The sequence below is a fragment of the Butyrivibrio sp. VCD2006 genome, assembly GCF_000423925.1.
Lineage (GTDB): Bacteria > Bacillota > Clostridia > Lachnospirales > Lachnospiraceae > Butyrivibrio.
Window position 1 is genome coordinate 66,389 of record NZ_AUIX01000035.1, and the last position, 14,099, is coordinate 80,487.

At 37.4% G+C, this 14,099-nt stretch carries 18 protein-coding genes; 1 reads left to right on the forward strand and 17 read right to left on the reverse strand.

Annotated features, from left to right (window positions below; all coding sequences use genetic code 11):
- Positions 1-331 precede the first annotated feature (331 nt).
- Positions 332-1,384 carry a tyrosine-type recombinase/integrase gene (locus tag G586_RS0112525; RefSeq protein WP_026528030.1) on the forward strand — a complete coding sequence of 351 codons (1,053 nt, stop codon included), beginning with the start codon at positions 332-334 and terminating at the stop codon, positions 1,382-1,384.
- 137 nt (positions 1,385-1,521) lie between these two features.
- Here G586_RS0112525 and G586_RS22960 read toward each other — a convergent pair whose 3' ends face one another.
- The 17 genes from G586_RS22960 to G586_RS26170 all read right to left on the reverse strand — a co-directional run bounded on the left by G586_RS22960 (position 1,522) and on the right by G586_RS26170 (position 13,477).
- Positions 1,522-2,325, reverse strand: a complete 804-nt coding sequence (locus G586_RS22960; RefSeq protein ID WP_035773215.1) for a helix-turn-helix domain-containing protein — start codon at positions 2,323-2,325, stop codon at positions 1,522-1,524.
- A 296-nt stretch (positions 2,326-2,621) separates the two neighbouring features.
- Positions 2,622-3,980 (reverse strand): FtsW/RodA/SpoVE family cell cycle protein, encoded by a 1,359-nt coding sequence (locus G586_RS22965; protein ID WP_051204775.1) that lies wholly within the window; start codon positions 3,978-3,980, stop codon positions 2,622-2,624.
- Positions 3,981-3,982: 2 nt separating this feature from the next.
- Positions 3,983-4,312 (reverse strand): PadR family transcriptional regulator, encoded by a 330-nt coding sequence (locus tag G586_RS0112540; protein WP_026528031.1) that lies wholly within the window; start codon positions 4,310-4,312, stop codon positions 3,983-3,985.
- Positions 4,313-4,498: 186 nt separating this feature from the next.
- Positions 4,499-5,341 carry a hypothetical protein gene (locus G586_RS0112545; protein WP_155834146.1) on the reverse strand — a complete coding sequence of 281 codons (843 nt, stop codon included), beginning with the start codon at positions 5,339-5,341 and terminating at the stop codon, positions 4,499-4,501.
- Positions 5,342-5,376: 35 nt separating this feature from the next.
- The gene (locus G586_RS0112550) at positions 5,377-5,910 is read right to left on the reverse strand and encodes a hypothetical protein (RefSeq protein ID WP_026528033.1); all 534 of its coding nucleotides are present in this window, start codon (positions 5,908-5,910) and stop codon (positions 5,377-5,379) included.
- 66 nt (positions 5,911-5,976) lie between these two features.
- On the reverse strand, positions 5,977-6,279 hold the full coding sequence (locus G586_RS0112555) for a hypothetical protein (protein ID WP_026528034.1): 303 nt from the start codon (positions 6,277-6,279) through the stop codon (positions 5,977-5,979).
- Positions 6,276-6,530, reverse strand: coding sequence for a hypothetical protein (locus G586_RS0112560; RefSeq protein WP_026528035.1), 255 nt, complete (start codon positions 6,528-6,530; stop codon positions 6,276-6,278). Before G586_RS0112560 ends, G586_RS0112555 begins: the two co-directional genes overlap by 4 nt.
- Positions 6,531-6,570: 40 nt before the next feature.
- Complete coding sequence (locus G586_RS22970; protein WP_051204776.1) at positions 6,571-7,113, reverse strand: hypothetical protein; 543 nt, start codon at positions 7,111-7,113, stop codon at positions 6,571-6,573.
- Positions 7,114-7,137: 24 nt separating this feature from the next.
- The gene (locus G586_RS26165; protein WP_155834148.1) at positions 7,138-7,305 is read right to left on the reverse strand and encodes a hypothetical protein; all 168 of its coding nucleotides are present in this window, start codon (positions 7,303-7,305) and stop codon (positions 7,138-7,140) included.
- 145 nt (positions 7,306-7,450) lie between these two features.
- Positions 7,451-8,350, reverse strand: a complete 900-nt coding sequence (locus G586_RS0112575) for a DUF4367 domain-containing protein (RefSeq protein WP_026528036.1) — start codon at positions 8,348-8,350, stop codon at positions 7,451-7,453.
- Positions 8,334-8,888, reverse strand: coding sequence for an RNA polymerase sigma factor (locus G586_RS0112580; protein ID WP_051204777.1), 555 nt, complete (start codon positions 8,886-8,888; stop codon positions 8,334-8,336). The genes G586_RS0112575 and G586_RS0112580 overlap by 17 nt, the downstream gene beginning before the upstream one ends.
- Positions 8,889-9,177: 289 nt before the next feature.
- Positions 9,178-9,840, reverse strand: coding sequence for a zf-HC2 domain-containing protein (locus G586_RS25035; protein WP_026528038.1), 663 nt, complete (start codon positions 9,838-9,840; stop codon positions 9,178-9,180).
- Entirely contained in the window at positions 9,827-10,327 is a 501-nt protein-coding gene (locus tag G586_RS0112590) for an RNA polymerase sigma factor (RefSeq protein ID WP_026528039.1), read from the reverse strand. The genes G586_RS25035 and G586_RS0112590 overlap by 14 nt, the downstream gene beginning before the upstream one ends.
- A 97-nt stretch (positions 10,328-10,424) precedes the next feature.
- Positions 10,425-11,705, reverse strand: a complete 1,281-nt coding sequence (locus tag G586_RS0112595) for a hypothetical protein (RefSeq protein WP_026528040.1) — start codon at positions 11,703-11,705, stop codon at positions 10,425-10,427.
- Positions 11,702-12,253, reverse strand: coding sequence for an RNA polymerase sigma factor (locus G586_RS0112600; protein WP_026528041.1), 552 nt, complete (start codon positions 12,251-12,253; stop codon positions 11,702-11,704). Before G586_RS0112600 ends, G586_RS0112595 begins: the two co-directional genes overlap by 4 nt.
- Positions 12,254-12,600: 347 nt before the next feature.
- On the reverse strand, positions 12,601-13,317 hold the full coding sequence (locus G586_RS0112605; protein WP_026528042.1) for a type II toxin-antitoxin system PemK/MazF family toxin: 717 nt from the start codon (positions 13,315-13,317) through the stop codon (positions 12,601-12,603).
- On the reverse strand, positions 13,304-13,477 hold the full coding sequence (locus G586_RS26170) for a hypothetical protein (RefSeq protein ID WP_155834150.1): 174 nt from the start codon (positions 13,475-13,477) through the stop codon (positions 13,304-13,306). Before G586_RS26170 ends, G586_RS0112605 begins: the two co-directional genes overlap by 14 nt.
- Positions 13,478-14,099 lie beyond the last annotated feature (622 nt).

The window sequence follows — 14,099 nt, forward strand, 5'->3', positions numbered from 1 at the left end:
ATACCCAAGAATGATAATTGACTCCTGGGATCAAAATGATGTTTTGGGCACAGAGCTGCTGGAATTAGCTGATCTTTATAATAGGAAATAACTCAGTACAGGTGGTAAACTATTTCGTCAGCGTTACTGGTAAACATATTCATCAGCGCGAAGCGATTTCGTTATATGCAGTCCAAAATATTAAGCCTGACATCGGAGGACTGTTTTAGGAGAAAGTGTGCACTAAGTCTTGCAATAGTGCACATCCTTTATATTGCGCAAAATACTTGTTTTTGGTAATATTAGGGCATAAAACAAAAAGAGTAGTATTTAACAGTCTTTCGGAGGGATTATGGGCAAGAATTCAAGGTATTATAAGGATTTGCAAAAAGCCAAGACAGCAAAGATCAGGGAAATCCAGGATCAATTGCCTTTATATACAGGCGGATACATTGACTCATGCATAAGAAACCACAGAATCAATACTGCATACGAATATGCTAGTGACGTTTTATTATTTTTCCGGTTCTTAACAGCCAAAAATCCCAGATGTAAAAATAAAAAAACAAATGAAATCCCGCTGGACATACTGGAAGCGCTTAATTGTGAGGATATCAATGAATTCCAGAGTTATATGAAGGCATCTGACGGCATCAGATCACATATGGTAAGCGACCGGACTCTGGCCAGAAAAATGGCCAGTATGCGAAGCTTTTTTGCGTATATGGCAGAAAAAGATTTCATATCAGATGATCCCACGTTAAAAGCTGATAAAAACAAGAAATTAGTTGAAAATGATATCAAACGTCTGAGCACAGATGAAGCAAACAGGCTTATACATGCTGTAAAAGAGACAAAAGCAGCTACAAACCGTAGCTGCGCAAGATCAAGGAACGTTTCAAAGAGGGATCTTGCCATAGTTACTTTGTTCCTGAATACAGGGATTAGAGTCTCAGAATGCGTCGGTATGGATGTTTCTGACGTAGATTTCGTTAAAAATACAATAAAAATCGTCAGAAAAGGTGGCAAGGAAACACACCTTTATATGAATAAGAATGTCCAGGAAACACTCCGTGATTATATACAAAATGAACGTCCATTATTGACAGATGATCCGAAGGAAAAAGCTCTGTTCCTGTCACTTAAGCGTAACCGAATGGCTGTGCGCAGCATTGAAGCTATGCTTAAGAAATTCAAGACCAGCGCAGGTATTTCCGATAATGTTTCACCACATACACTCCGAAGGACCTATGGAACCACACTTTATAACAAAACAGGTGATATTTACATGGTTGCGGACGTTCTCGGACACAAAGACGTAAATACCACCGTAAAGCATTATGCTGCCATGGATGAGGAACATAAAAAATCAGCAGCAGAAGTTAATCTATATGACGGAGATTAATTATCGAAAAATGGTAGCGAAGTACTCTAAGCTTGAACTTGTTTTTTTGTAAGGCAAAGATTATAGGTATAATACCATATAATTAAAAAATGGGCTCTGCGTTTCGCATTGCCCATTTTAACCCTGTTATATTCTTTTCATTCCGAAAAAAACATCGCAAATTTCGCCATGCCTTTTGCATCATCAGACTTTAGCAGGAATTCCGTTATCTTCTTCAGCGAATCTTTACCAAGGAAACATGCTATTCCTGTAAGTTCTGAAACATTACCTTTATCTATGGCCTTATCAACTATTCTGTCCAGTGTTTCTTTTGACAGGAAAGGTGCCAGTGAAGTTATGTTATCAAAATCGTCAGCATCCATTCTGGAAATCACATCATCAAGCGCCTCTTTGGGCATGAATGGGGCAAGCGAAACAAGGTCATTGATATTTGATGAGTTTATCTTTTTTGAAATGCCGATAAGTGTATCGCTTGATAAAAATGGCGCTAAGGCTACCAGATCCTTTATCTGAGCAGTGTCAATTCTTGCCGCAATTTCATCGAGATATTCATCGTCAAGAAACGGAGCAAACCCTACAAGAGCATGCAGGTTAAGAGTCCCTTCTTCTGAAATCTTCTTTACCTTTTTCTTAAGTTCCATGGGCTGAAGCATTGGTGCAACTTCTGTCAGCTCTTCTGCAGTAAGTGATTCCTCAGAATTCTCAATAACTTTTTTTATAATGGAAGTCTCTTTATCATCTCCGAGAAGCTCCGCAACATCCATATCAAGAGCCTTAGCTATATCAGAAATCTTTCCAATATCCGGCATGGAATTACCACGCTCCCAGTTTGATACTGCCTGATAACTTACTCCCACAATATCAGCAAGTTCAAGCTGGGTCATATTCTTCTTTGTCCTGGCATTCTTTATATTCCTTGCTACTTTATTCATATCTAACATTTTTTCTCTCCTTAAATTGTAGTTGGATACTGGCCAGTACCTTTTATCTGATATAAGAATACCTTCCGGGTAAAGATCTGTATATCAATTTGTAATTGAGTCCAATCCCCAGCTTAAATGCGGAACTCAAGTGGTGGTTGAGTCAGGATCACCCCACGATTTTATACTCAAACCATTCTTCATCCTTCTGCTCAAATCTCACTGCCATGAAATGATAATAACAGAATACACGATAAAGTGGGAATGCCATTGCCGCAGCAGTGAACATTCCCACTTAATGGTTGATTTTTCTTGCTTTAATTCTTGATGAATTCTATTTTCCCCAGCTTTATCTTTCCGCGGATATCGATATCCATATGCTGCGGATAAGCTGTTTTATATTTGTAAATACTCATTATTATTCCGAGAAAAGCATATGAAACCAACAGATTACTGCCGCCTGCCGATATGAATGGGAAGAATGAAGAAACGAATGGAATTACTCCAAAGGCTGCACCCATGTTCACAACGGCACTTACTAAAAGAGCCATCATACAGCCGCTTCCCATTACCATGCCAAGCTGATTCTTTGTTTTTGATGAAGCGATAAAGCCTGCAACAATCAGGCCGCCCACGGCAGCTATGACCGCCAAAACTGCTACAATGCCCCAGGTAGATGTGATGTAGGTCAGGATATAATCACTGTTTATACCTGGTAATTCATTGAAAATATTCTTGGTATCAGCACCTAATAATCCAGAAACACCGGCAAATTCTCTGACTTTATAAAGTTCATCATAAACCGATGAGCCAGGCGATAATCTTCGTGCAATTATTTCAAAACGAAACAGGAATAATACTCTTAACAGTGCTATTATAATTATCGGTAATAATACGAGATGTCCCCATATTAACGCGATTGCGCGGATTTTATGAACGTCAAACCATCCCTTTATAATAGCTATCGTAAGCTGCACAAGCATAGTAAGCATCATAATAGCAGCTTGCATTTTTGATAGCTTAAAGAACACAAATCCACACGGAATTATACTCCATAGCAATGCCTTGTATAAAGCTACGGCCTTTTCACCCTTATACTTATAAATGATTCCGCCATAAAGAGGTATATATAACAGCATGACAGCTGTTGTCAGAATAGTTATGGGCCCGATACTCAAAAACACATGATTTCCGTTAATTTGTATTCCCATCTTCTCAGTTACAGGTATCAATATGAAAAGTGCAACTGCCACGATTCTGGAAAACCTTGCTATCACTGTATAATCCATAAGATATACGAGCACCATCGCAATTATTCCCAAAACAGTATAAAGAATAAAGCTGTTGCTACCGTTAACGACTCCGGTGTTACCACCTACTGCAGCACTTTTGGCTAATAGAATGTGAATTATAGAACCGATAATCCCGACAACTACAGCCCCAAGTACCATTTGCCATGCAATCTGCGGTCTGTGTACCCTGTCCATGGAAATTCCAACTTCTACCGGATCTCCCATATCCGCTATAGCCGCTTTTTCAGCAGCTTCTCTGTCCATGCCGGCAGCCATGTTATCTTCAATCTGGTCTTCTATATGTGCTCTTATTTCTTCTGCAATTCCTCTGTGAGCCTTCTTGAAGCGCACCTGTTCAAGAAGCTTTTTGATATACTCCTCCATTGTCACACCTCCAGCGCCAGCACATTCATTATTGCCCCTGAATATACATTCCATTCGTCAGTTTTGCTTTTTAAAAGCTTTTTTCCCTCTTTGGTAATGCTGTAGTATTTTCTTGTTTTCCCCAAAAACTCCTGCTCGTATACAGTAAGCATCCCCTTATCTTCCAGTCCGTGAAGAAGCGGATACAAAGTACCGGCTTTAAGCTCAAAGACATTCTGGGACTTTTGCCTTAAAGTATCGATCATCTCATATCCGTACATATCTTTCTCTGACAAAAGCTTTAATATCAGCATGGTCATGCTTCCTGTTAGTAGAGATTTATCAACAGCCATGGTTGTCCTCCTTTATATAGATTGTCTATATATTGCTTACCTATATACTGTATCGATAATCTATATATGTCAACACATATTTAGATCAAAATTCAAGCGCATAAATGCCCTTCATGGTTGTAAAATCTCATGTGAGATTATTTCCTTAAGGACATAACATACATAGCCTGTATATGCAGAAATTTTTTAGTTTCCTGAAGCAATCACATCAAATTCTTCATACTGTTCATAAAGGAGATCTGCCCCGTCCATATAGCTTTTATAAAATGCATCATACTCTGATTGACTTATTGGCTTTTTTGAATCCTCGTCACCAGTAAATGTAACATAGTACACTACGCCAGCACCATCATCTACATCAGCCGGAAAAGAATCTCCATTAAAAATCCTTTTACTCATATTTCTATTCCAAGAGTCTATACTAGCTATAAGTTCATATTCATCCTTGTTAGGATTGTACTTGTGTAAGAAATATGGCCACATCTCACCGTATCCTTGGTTGTGGGACCAATCTTCCTTAATAATTCCATTATCGTAACACTCGAATGCAGAAAAACCCTGAAACTCCAAATGCATGGATCCTGTTTCCGCATCATACTGATATATTTGACCAACCTTTGCGGTCATAAATGCACCATCAATAAGGATAACCAACTCCGGAACACCATCATTATCTACATCTGTTATTGAGTATTGATTATTACTGCTTTCATCACATACAACTGTTTCTCCATTTGGAAGGGTGAGATCAGTCCGAAGAGTTATAAGAGCATCATCATATGCATTTTTTATTTCATCACTTATAACTACCGAATCCTCAAAAAGCTCTTCGCCCGATGATTCATCGGTTTCACCATCAATCTCAGAATAATCGGTTAGATCCTCCGCTTTTACCTCACTTACTGTTTCATCTATTATGCTTCTGTTTCCAGAATCCTTAGCTGTACATGCAGAAATAAGTAATGGTATTCCTAAGCAAAAAATAAGAAAACTCCTTTTCATATCATTAGCTCCCAGTTTATTTTTCATTTCTATAACAAAAGCAAATTCATTATAATAGAGCTTCAAGAGTGCAAAAATCCCTTTTGCAAGAGTTCATATATATCCTCTGCCACATCACAATACCCCTCATGTGTAAGTGTGTGACAGATTATTTCGCCATTTTTGATGAAAAGTGGATCTTCGAGTTTTATTCCCATAGACTCATCTTCCTCAAAATCAAAGATATTTTTCAGTCCCATGAAAAATTCATATAATGTATAATCATTTTTCATATAGATTCTGGAATAACTCCCAGAAGAATTGGAAACACCCTCCTCATTCGTCATCTCAACAACATTTTCACTGAGCATTCCCCATTTACTATGTCTTAGCTCATCCAGATCATCTAGCCAAGAATCTACCTTAAAGCATACTATTTCTGTATTTTTAAGAACCAGCTTTATAAACCTTTGATACTCATCATGGTCTAAAACGTTGTAAGCTTCATATGAATCCTTCAGTTTGGCATTACATATAAATCTTTCTATTCTCATAGTCTCTACAGAATTCATTTTCTTCCAAAAACGTTCTACTGCCTTTTGTTTTGCTTTTCCCATCCAAAATCCTTTTAATAGTTTTCACTTAAATATATTGAAACCCTGCTCTGAATTATATTTGCCACATTAGAAATTGAAATATGGAACTCCCTTGTATTCATCCGGCAAATCTTCACCCAAATCTGTCCATCCAAGCTTCTTTACTAATTCAGATTTTTCCATAGGAAAAATATATTGATTCAAATAATAAATGAAATCTGCTTCGCTATAGCAAAAACCACCCTGAACCTTATACTTTTTCCTCGCGGATCGGCTATGATACATCCAGTTAGTAAACTCCAAACAATACTTTTCCAAGTTTTCAGCAACAATATCCGGGACAGAATATACTACACTGTCGCCATCGGCGCTTAATATGATGTTTTTCATATAGTATCTTCCTTAGCTTTCCCACCTCTCTTAATTGCAAAAATACCCAAGCTACTTAGAACAAGTGTTATCATCGTGCACACAACTATACTGATTGGCGTAATAATTCCAATAATAAAGATTAGAATGGATATGATAATAGCGATCACACCTGCACATCTGATTTTCTTAGTGAGAAGAGAAATAATCTCACCAAATATAAGTATCTGCAAAATCAAATTTATTACTTGCGTAAACAAAATATTACTCATGATCAACCTCAACTATGTCTTTTTTCATACCACAGACAGTTTATGTATCCTTAGTATACACATACAACTTCTTGGTAGTCGTATCATATATAGTTACAGTACAGTCAAGAGAATATCCTTCCCATAGATCTGAATCGTCATAGGGATTCAGGCAGCCTTCATGCCGATCATAAAAAAAGTAATATCCTTCCATTATATTTGGAATACATTCAGCACAATTATCATCTATGGAATTCTTTAGCAAATTGTCTATATTGTCAGTATATGGTAGTCTTTTCCATGTATGAGATTCTTCCATGTATTCTTCAATAGTGCCTTCAGAATACTGATATATACTCAAACTGCTTCCATCTCCATGAAAACCATGCGCATCTTTGTCAAAAACAAGCTCTCCACTACATAGATCTACTCCACTCTTTTCAGTCACCCATTCAATACTATTTTCATATTTATTTTCTGCGGATGCTTTAATGCAGAATCTGCAGAAATCAACTAATTCATAAACAATAACTAAAGCAAACACCAATAATATTATTTTTATAACAACCGCTAGAGATAATACGAATTTATGCTTATGCTTCATACTTTTTCTTCCTTCTCCAAAGTCTTATAAAACTGTAACCCATCCTGCTTCTGGGAAACTCATATTCTCCACATTTTCCAGCCTTGTGCCCGGCTTAGAGGCTGTTTCATCTTTACTACTACATGCCCCACAAAAAAGCAGCATTCCCATCAGCAGAACTGTTATATTTATTATCCCCAATTCCTTTTTCATGCCCCAATCACCTCCTTTAATCTTGGCTTAACACCGTTACATATTAATAACGCGCAAGATGATTCTTTCGGGACAATTAAAATGTTTTTCCAAAATAACTTCAGCACATTTTTCTATATTGAAACATTTTATACATCTACAAAAGCTATCTCTGAATACCATCAGCTATTTTCATAATTTCTTCTTTAGTAACAGGACCGGTGATATACAGAGCGTATCCGTCAATAGTTGTAACCAACAGAGAATAGTCTTCCTTATAATAGAACCTTGCTTCTGCTCCATTAAAATCCAAAAGCTCCATAGTGGTATTTTCTGTATCAACATAATCATTTTCACCTGGCTGTTCTATGTCTATTGAAAGGTAATTCCCTTCAGCGTCTTCGCAGGTAAATGTAATAATTTCATCGTACTTTTCAACTCCTGTATAGGTAAACCTGTCAGGAATATAGCCTAAGGTATACTCATAAAGAATCGTATTTGTAGTTTTGTCATTTTCAAGCCTGAAAATACTGTACTCAGAAAAAGTTTCTATAAACCACTTTGAAACTGCATCTCTGAATTCTGCGTTGACACCCATAGCTGTTCCAAATGACAAAAGCCCAACAATAAATATTGCAGCTGCTGTCTTTGCAAATATCAAGATGATATTCTTCTGTTTTTTTTGCTCTGAATTATCTTCTGTTAAATTGTACATTGCCATTCTGCATGCTCTGTATAGTGAGCTTTCCGCAATACGTTCTCCTGCTCCAAGTCCCATCTCATGTGCAAGCTGCCTTTCAAAAAATCCCCTACGTAGATCCGCCTCAGAGATTCCGTAGATTATTTCAACATTTTCGGGAGTCAGATCAAAGGCATACCTTCCAAGAAGTATCTCCTGCCCCTTTTGTGGAAGGTTCAGGATAATGTCCGCAAGCTTTTTTATTTCTGCTCTTCTTAGAACTTTTTCATGCACAGAACCTGTCCATTTTTCGATATCCGGTGCAAGTATGGATATCATCTCTTCACGTACAGTATATGAAAGCATTTCTTCAAACGTTGTATTCATCTGATTTATCCTCATATATCTTTCTCAGTTTCTGGATTACTCGTTGTCCTCGTTTCTTTGCTGCTTCTTCCGTAATAGATAATCTTCTGGCAATTTCAGAGTACTGCATTTCATATGTATAGCGCATTTCCAGCAGTTCCTTTTCTTCAAGGGACAATGTCTCAAGCAGTTTCCTTATAGAAGCCTTTTCTTCAGCCTGTATCACCGTTTCCTCCGGTGTAGGCTCATGAGATTTTGCATCCTGCATACTTTCATCAGGCGCTGGTACCAAGTGACTTCCTTTTCTAAGCAGGTCATAGGCACAGTTTTTTACTATGGTCACACAGAATGCTGTCAGCTCATTTCTCTGTAATTCTGATATTCTCTGTATATTCAGCAAAATCTTTAATAGCGCCTCACTTAAAGCTTCTTCAGCACTTCTTTCAGAACCGGTTATTCTATTGGCTATTTTCAGGAAAAGTTGATGATTATCCCTATAGATTTTTTCGACTAATCTCCGCTGATCGTCTTCAAGAACAGATAGAACCAGGAAAAGCATATCGTATAATATCCCCTGCTTTTTTGATTTATCATAACATAATTAAGCTTATGTAAACCATGTTTCAGAAGCATGTCCTTTCGCATTTTTTGCAGTCCTCCAAGTTTTTTTGCCTAAAGGTAATACCATTACACCTATATAACGTTCGAAGGATGCATTTGGGGACATGATTTTAAAAATCTTTACTTCTTAGATAGCCCCCTATGATAAAGACCAGAGTGGATAATCCAATCTGGTCTTATAAATGACAACTTATCGTCAACCTTATTTATTGCTATTCTTCTCTATCTTATTCCGCACTACCATCAAGCACCATGTACTCTTCCCCTCCTAAGTAAAGAGTCAGCTGCTCCTCACTGGCTTTTAACTGAAATTCAATACTGAAATCAAAATCCTCATCATCATCTCTAATGTTGAAATATTTTTCAAAGGCATCCCTTTTTTCAGGCTTTACATAATCCTCTTCCTGGATGAACCTTACACAGCTTGGATCACTTAGATAATATGCTGCAACACCTTCAAAAAGACCAATATCTTCTTTTAAGAATTTTTCATTGATATGAGCGATGCCCCAGCTTGTGAAGCTGATCACTTCCTCGCCGTCTTTGTACCATGTTCCCCTTATTGTAGTTTCGTTCTTCTTCTGTATGACATTTCTTGCAATTGCATAGGCAGTGAAGCCGCCTACTGAAAGTACTAAAGTCACACATACCGCGATTACTAATCCCATCAGAATCGATTTTTTCATCTTTTTAAACCCTTCCGCTTCTTTCATACGTACCTCCTTCTCATCCGGTACTGCTATGCTTCTTTTCATAAGTTCCATCTGATGTCTGCAATCTTCGCAAGTCTGAATATGCTCTTCAACACATTTCATCGAGTCTTCGCTTGCGACACCATCAATACACAACGGGATTAGGTCTTTTATGATGTTACAATTATTCCTTTCCATCACCGATACCCTCCATTCTTTCTATAATCATCTTCTTGGCCCTGAAAAATGTCACCCTGGCCCAGCTATCACTTTTTCCAAAAATATCTCCAATCTCAGAGAAGCTCAGCTCTCCAAAAATTCTGAGAGAAAAGACCTCCTTGTATGGCTCTGTCAGATCATGAATAAATCTGTGAATCTGCATGGAAGCCTCTTTGTCAGTGATTATCTCAAGGAAATCCTTTCGTGTATCCCTGATCTCTTCAGACACAAGTTCAAACTCGGATTCGTGCCTGCTTTTCCTGTATTTTGATATGAAGGAATTTTTAGCTATTGTGAAAAGCCACGCCCGTAAATCTTTTGATCCATCATAACTATCAATGGATTTTAAAGCCTTTACGAAGGTATCCTGGGTGAGTTCTTCTGCTTCTTTTTCGTTTTTTGCCAAACTGAAAGAGTATCTGTATATATCCGGATAATATTTTTTGTAAACACTCTCAAAGTCCAATCCCCCACCTCCTTTCACCTTACTAACGTGGCATGTCATGAAACGTTACAAAAATTTTTAAAAATATCAGAAAAAATTAGGGCACATAAATTCATCCTTACTGATAAACCATGGTCGCATTATCCAAAACATCGAGATATTCCTCTGCTACTGCTGGAACATATAATAGCCCATAGAGCTTAGTTCCATCAGGTATTTCAAAACCTTCTTCGCTTATTTCAGGATCGAGTTCCACATAAAACTCATAATATGGCACGTAGTATTTTTCTCCGGCGCTGCGATATTTCAGCTGAACCATAGCAATATCATCAGCCGACAACTCTCCCTTTTTAAAATACTCATCATCTGGTATTGATGAATAATAAGCCCCATTTATCAGCTTTTCAGTAGCCTCATCCACAGTAATGATAGGATAATCGCCCACATAAGTTGATGAGCAAAATGCATTGTTGATCCAGATACAAAACAGATTGCCATTTTCATCTGGATAAAAGGTTGCATACGCAAGGTCGTGATTTAATATGCTCTCTCTAATGTCATCTGCGCTGTCATAGATGCAATATGAGCGGTCATCTTCGCCCTCAAAACCCTTCTCCACACAGGAGTAGGCCTTCGGATTCTTGAAGCCTGTAAGCCCTGCATACTCTGTCATCAGATAATCAAGAACCTCCGCCGCTTCAGCATCCGTAGTATTGTTGTAGGAAAAATTGTATTTGGAAGGAATGGTCTTACCCTCAAAAATAATTCTGACCGTTCCGTCTCCATAGACAGTTATTGTGGTATTATCAGCACATGTTGCATCCACAGAATATATCCGATTTTTGATTTCCTTTTCCTTCTCAGGATCTGCAATTTCCACGTTGTCTGTTGCTTTAGCCACGTCAAGCTGGGTGACCTCCAGACTAAGCGCCTTCGCAGCATTTTGAGCTATCGATATCATCTGTTCCTCATCAAGAAAAAGCTGCATACCTCCAAGAATTCCCTCATCATCCACAAAAGCGTCATTACGCAAAACAGGCATTTCTGTGATGTTCGCATCTTCTGACCAGGGAGAGACTTCGTCAAGTTTTGAAATATCCTCAGCCATGATTTCACCTGCTCCCATGTCGCCGAAGCTTATATTAGTGTTCATAGGGTCTGTTCCCTTTACAATCTCTGATATTTCAGCACGATCCAAGAATGCATAAATCGAAGCTTTGTTTTCATGCTTCCTTAATGAAGGAATACCAATTGCAATAGCTAAAATCGCGGTAGCACACAATACAGCTGTAATATAAAAAGATAAAATTCCTCTTTTCTTTGGAGTCTCAGAAATATCCGGGATCAGCTTCTCATCTATCTCACCTATCACATCCAGCATAATTTCCGTATTCTTCATAGTACAATGCCCTCCTTTTCAAGAAATCCTCGGAGCTTTTCACGCATGCGATAAAGCACCATTTTTACTGCACTTTCAGACATTTCGTATCTGTCAGCTATTTCATCTAAGGGCATTAGATAGAAGTATCTTAATAGAAAAATATCCTTGTTCTTTACAGGAAGCCCCCTTAAAAAGCTCTCCAAAGCGTTTTTCAGGGCTATCCTATCATCAACATCCGTTTTTCCCCCGATGCATTCATGAAGCTCATCCAGGCAGAGCGTGACCTGCCCACCGCCCTGCTTTTCAGATGTGTTTTTTCTAAATCTGTCAATTGCAAGATTACGGGTTATTTTGGTCAAAAATGCTGAGAATTTCCTGGGTTTTGTAGGAGGAATCGTATTCCATGTGCGAAGATATGTATCATTGACACTCTCTTCTGCAGATTCGTTTTGGTTAAGAATGTTATACGCAATCTTATACAAGAATGCACCGTATTTCTCAGAAGTCTCTTTGATTGCACACTCATCTCTTGAAAAATACAGCTCAATTATCATGTTGTCTTCCATTTAAGTCCCCTTCCCTTTTCAATGCCCTCCTTTAAATATATAGACGAAGTAAGGCATAAAAAGGTAACGGCAATAACAAAGTATTTTCCACTGCCATTAAAATAGTAATTGAATCACTCATCCAGTCCTCCAAGTTTTCCGCTTTACTATGCTCTTAGTATTAATAACGCACAGCAACACTATTTGGGGACACTTCTCATCCTATTTTTTATAAATTATGTTTTTTAATCAACAAAAAAGCCAGATATCAATGAACAGAATCCATTCATTGATATCTGGCAATCCTTGATATATTAAACCCTCACGAACTTTGATTACCCATTAAATATCGAAAAATTCTATAGCAATTACTTACACTTGGTCTTCACAAATGCTACTATATCATCATTTTTCTCCATAATTGCCTCATCTGACTCCAAATCTTCTATAGTCATCCATTTATATTTGGAATCATTTTCTGTCACCTGAAGCAATTCGGACTCTACAAATGCCTTATAGAGTTTATGATTATAAATCTTATAAACCTGGTCACTTACTGAATATTTGCAATGCTTTGCCACTGTTACAGAAGTAGTCTTTACTGGTTCCTTAAGCAGCTCTTCTGCATAAGCATCAACATTTGACTTGTTATCATCAGTACTTCTTACATATGGAAACAGCCAACATTGCCATCTTTCATCATAAATCTGCAAGTATTGGTTCTTACTATTTTTTATAGCGAGAAGGCTAAACTCATGGAACTTTTTAGAATTAATCTCCGTGACTAACTCCATTATTTTCGAAAAATCTCGACTGGATAAATCACCGATCTTTCTATCCATGAACCACTCACTTATGCTAACTATCCTATCTATTCTAGTCCAGGACGGTTTAGAAAGCCCTGCTTCTTTCCAATCTTCTATCTCTATACTATATGGATTATCTTTATCTTTACTTGTAACATACATTGCTAAAATAGCAATAGTATCATCATCTACAACTATAGCAGGTCTTCTCTTTTCAACATCCTTATCCCCATAAGGAAAGTGAATCCACCACACCTCACCAACGTTATACTTTCCCATTTTTCAAAACCTCTTGCTTATATATTTCATCCCACTCATCGTCTAGAATCCAATCATCATCTGGAGGAAGGTCTTCAATTCTAACAGCATTTTTGTGCAATAAATCTCTATTCTCCTTAAGATAATCCTTAAAGTCTTGAACAGATTTAATTTTAGCCATGTCATCCTCCTTTCTGAACGCCTTATAAAGAAAAGGTTCATCTAATTTATTGATATTCTATCACAGAACAAAAACAAGTTGAATATGTAAGTAATGGACGCATACCTTAATAAAAGCTGCACTCTGCTAAATCCAGTGTATAAAACCTTATGTTTCAAACGATATTCCGACAAAATCTTCCTCATATATGCATTACTAATTATGATTTGTTTGGTGATGATAATAATAAATGATTGAACACAACACAAATGTCTTCAAACAAATGCTGCAATATCAAAAACACACAAATAAATTTCGTTACTATTCACAGTCAATGTCATTAACTTTAGAATGAATTAACCAACGCCAAAGATATGTTCGGTTAACTTTAGCATGACACATCATCAATAAGTTCCGAAAGCCAAGCTATTGCACTACCCTCAGCATAATTTATCGCTATAGAAATATTATTATACTGCACATTGACAATTGACAAGCATGACAAAAAGACGAAATCACCTAATGTTAATAGAGAGGTGTCTTCATCAGTATAAATGTTGTATGATTGTATATGGAAATGGTGGAACTCTATTGTTTAATTACGATAGCAGAAACTTATCGGAAGCTTAAACCTGTGCTGGCG

Bases quoted from the DNA above. Each gene is read 5' to 3' on its own strand.
- G586_RS0112525 (WP_026528030.1), top strand. From the start codon at position 332: ATGGGCAAGAATTCAAGGTATTATAAGGATTTGCAAAAAGCCAAGACA.
- G586_RS22960 (WP_035773215.1), bottom strand. From the start codon at position 2,325: ATGTTAGATATGAATAAAGTAGCAAGGAATATAAAGAATGCCAGGACA.
- G586_RS22965 (WP_051204775.1), bottom strand. From the start codon at position 3,980: ATGGAGGAGTATATCAAAAAGCTTCTTGAACAGGTGCGCTTCAAGAAG.
- G586_RS0112540 (WP_026528031.1), bottom strand. From the start codon at position 4,312: ATGGCTGTTGATAAATCTCTACTAACAGGAAGCATGACCATGCTGATA.
- G586_RS0112545 (WP_155834146.1), bottom strand. From the start codon at position 5,341: ATGAAAAATAAACTGGGAGCTAATGATATGAAAAGGAGTTTTCTTATT.
- G586_RS0112550 (WP_026528033.1), bottom strand. From the start codon at position 5,910: ATGGGAAAAGCAAAACAAAAGGCAGTAGAACGTTTTTGGAAGAAAATG.
- G586_RS0112555 (WP_026528034.1), bottom strand. From the start codon at position 6,279: ATGAAAAACATCATATTAAGCGCCGATGGCGACAGTGTAGTATATTCT.
- G586_RS0112560 (WP_026528035.1), bottom strand. From the start codon at position 6,530: ATGAGTAATATTTTGTTTACGCAAGTAATAAATTTGATTTTGCAGATA.
- G586_RS22970 (WP_051204776.1), bottom strand. From the start codon at position 7,113: ATGAAGCATAAGCATAAATTCGTATTATCTCTAGCGGTTGTTATAAAA.
- G586_RS26165 (WP_155834148.1), bottom strand. From the start codon at position 7,305: ATGAAAAAGGAATTGGGGATAATAAATATAACAGTTCTGCTGATGGGA.
- G586_RS0112575 (WP_026528036.1), bottom strand. From the start codon at position 8,350: ATGAATACAACGTTTGAAGAAATGCTTTCATATACTGTACGTGAAGAG.
- G586_RS0112580 (WP_051204777.1), bottom strand. From the start codon at position 8,888: ATGCTTTTCCTGGTTCTATCTGTTCTTGAAGACGATCAGCGGAGATTA.
- G586_RS25035 (WP_026528038.1), bottom strand. From the start codon at position 9,840: ATGGAAAGGAATAATTGTAACATCATAAAAGACCTAATCCCGTTGTGT.
- G586_RS0112595 (WP_026528040.1), bottom strand. From the start codon at position 11,705: ATGAAGAATACGGAAATTATGCTGGATGTGATAGGTGAGATAGATGAG.
- G586_RS0112600 (WP_026528041.1), bottom strand. From the start codon at position 12,253: ATGGAAGACAACATGATAATTGAGCTGTATTTTTCAAGAGATGAGTGT.
- G586_RS0112605 (WP_026528042.1), bottom strand. From the start codon at position 13,317: ATGGGAAAGTATAACGTTGGTGAGGTGTGGTGGATTCACTTTCCTTAT.
- G586_RS26170 (WP_155834150.1), bottom strand. From the start codon at position 13,477: ATGGCTAAAATTAAATCTGTTCAAGACTTTAAGGATTATCTTAAGGAG.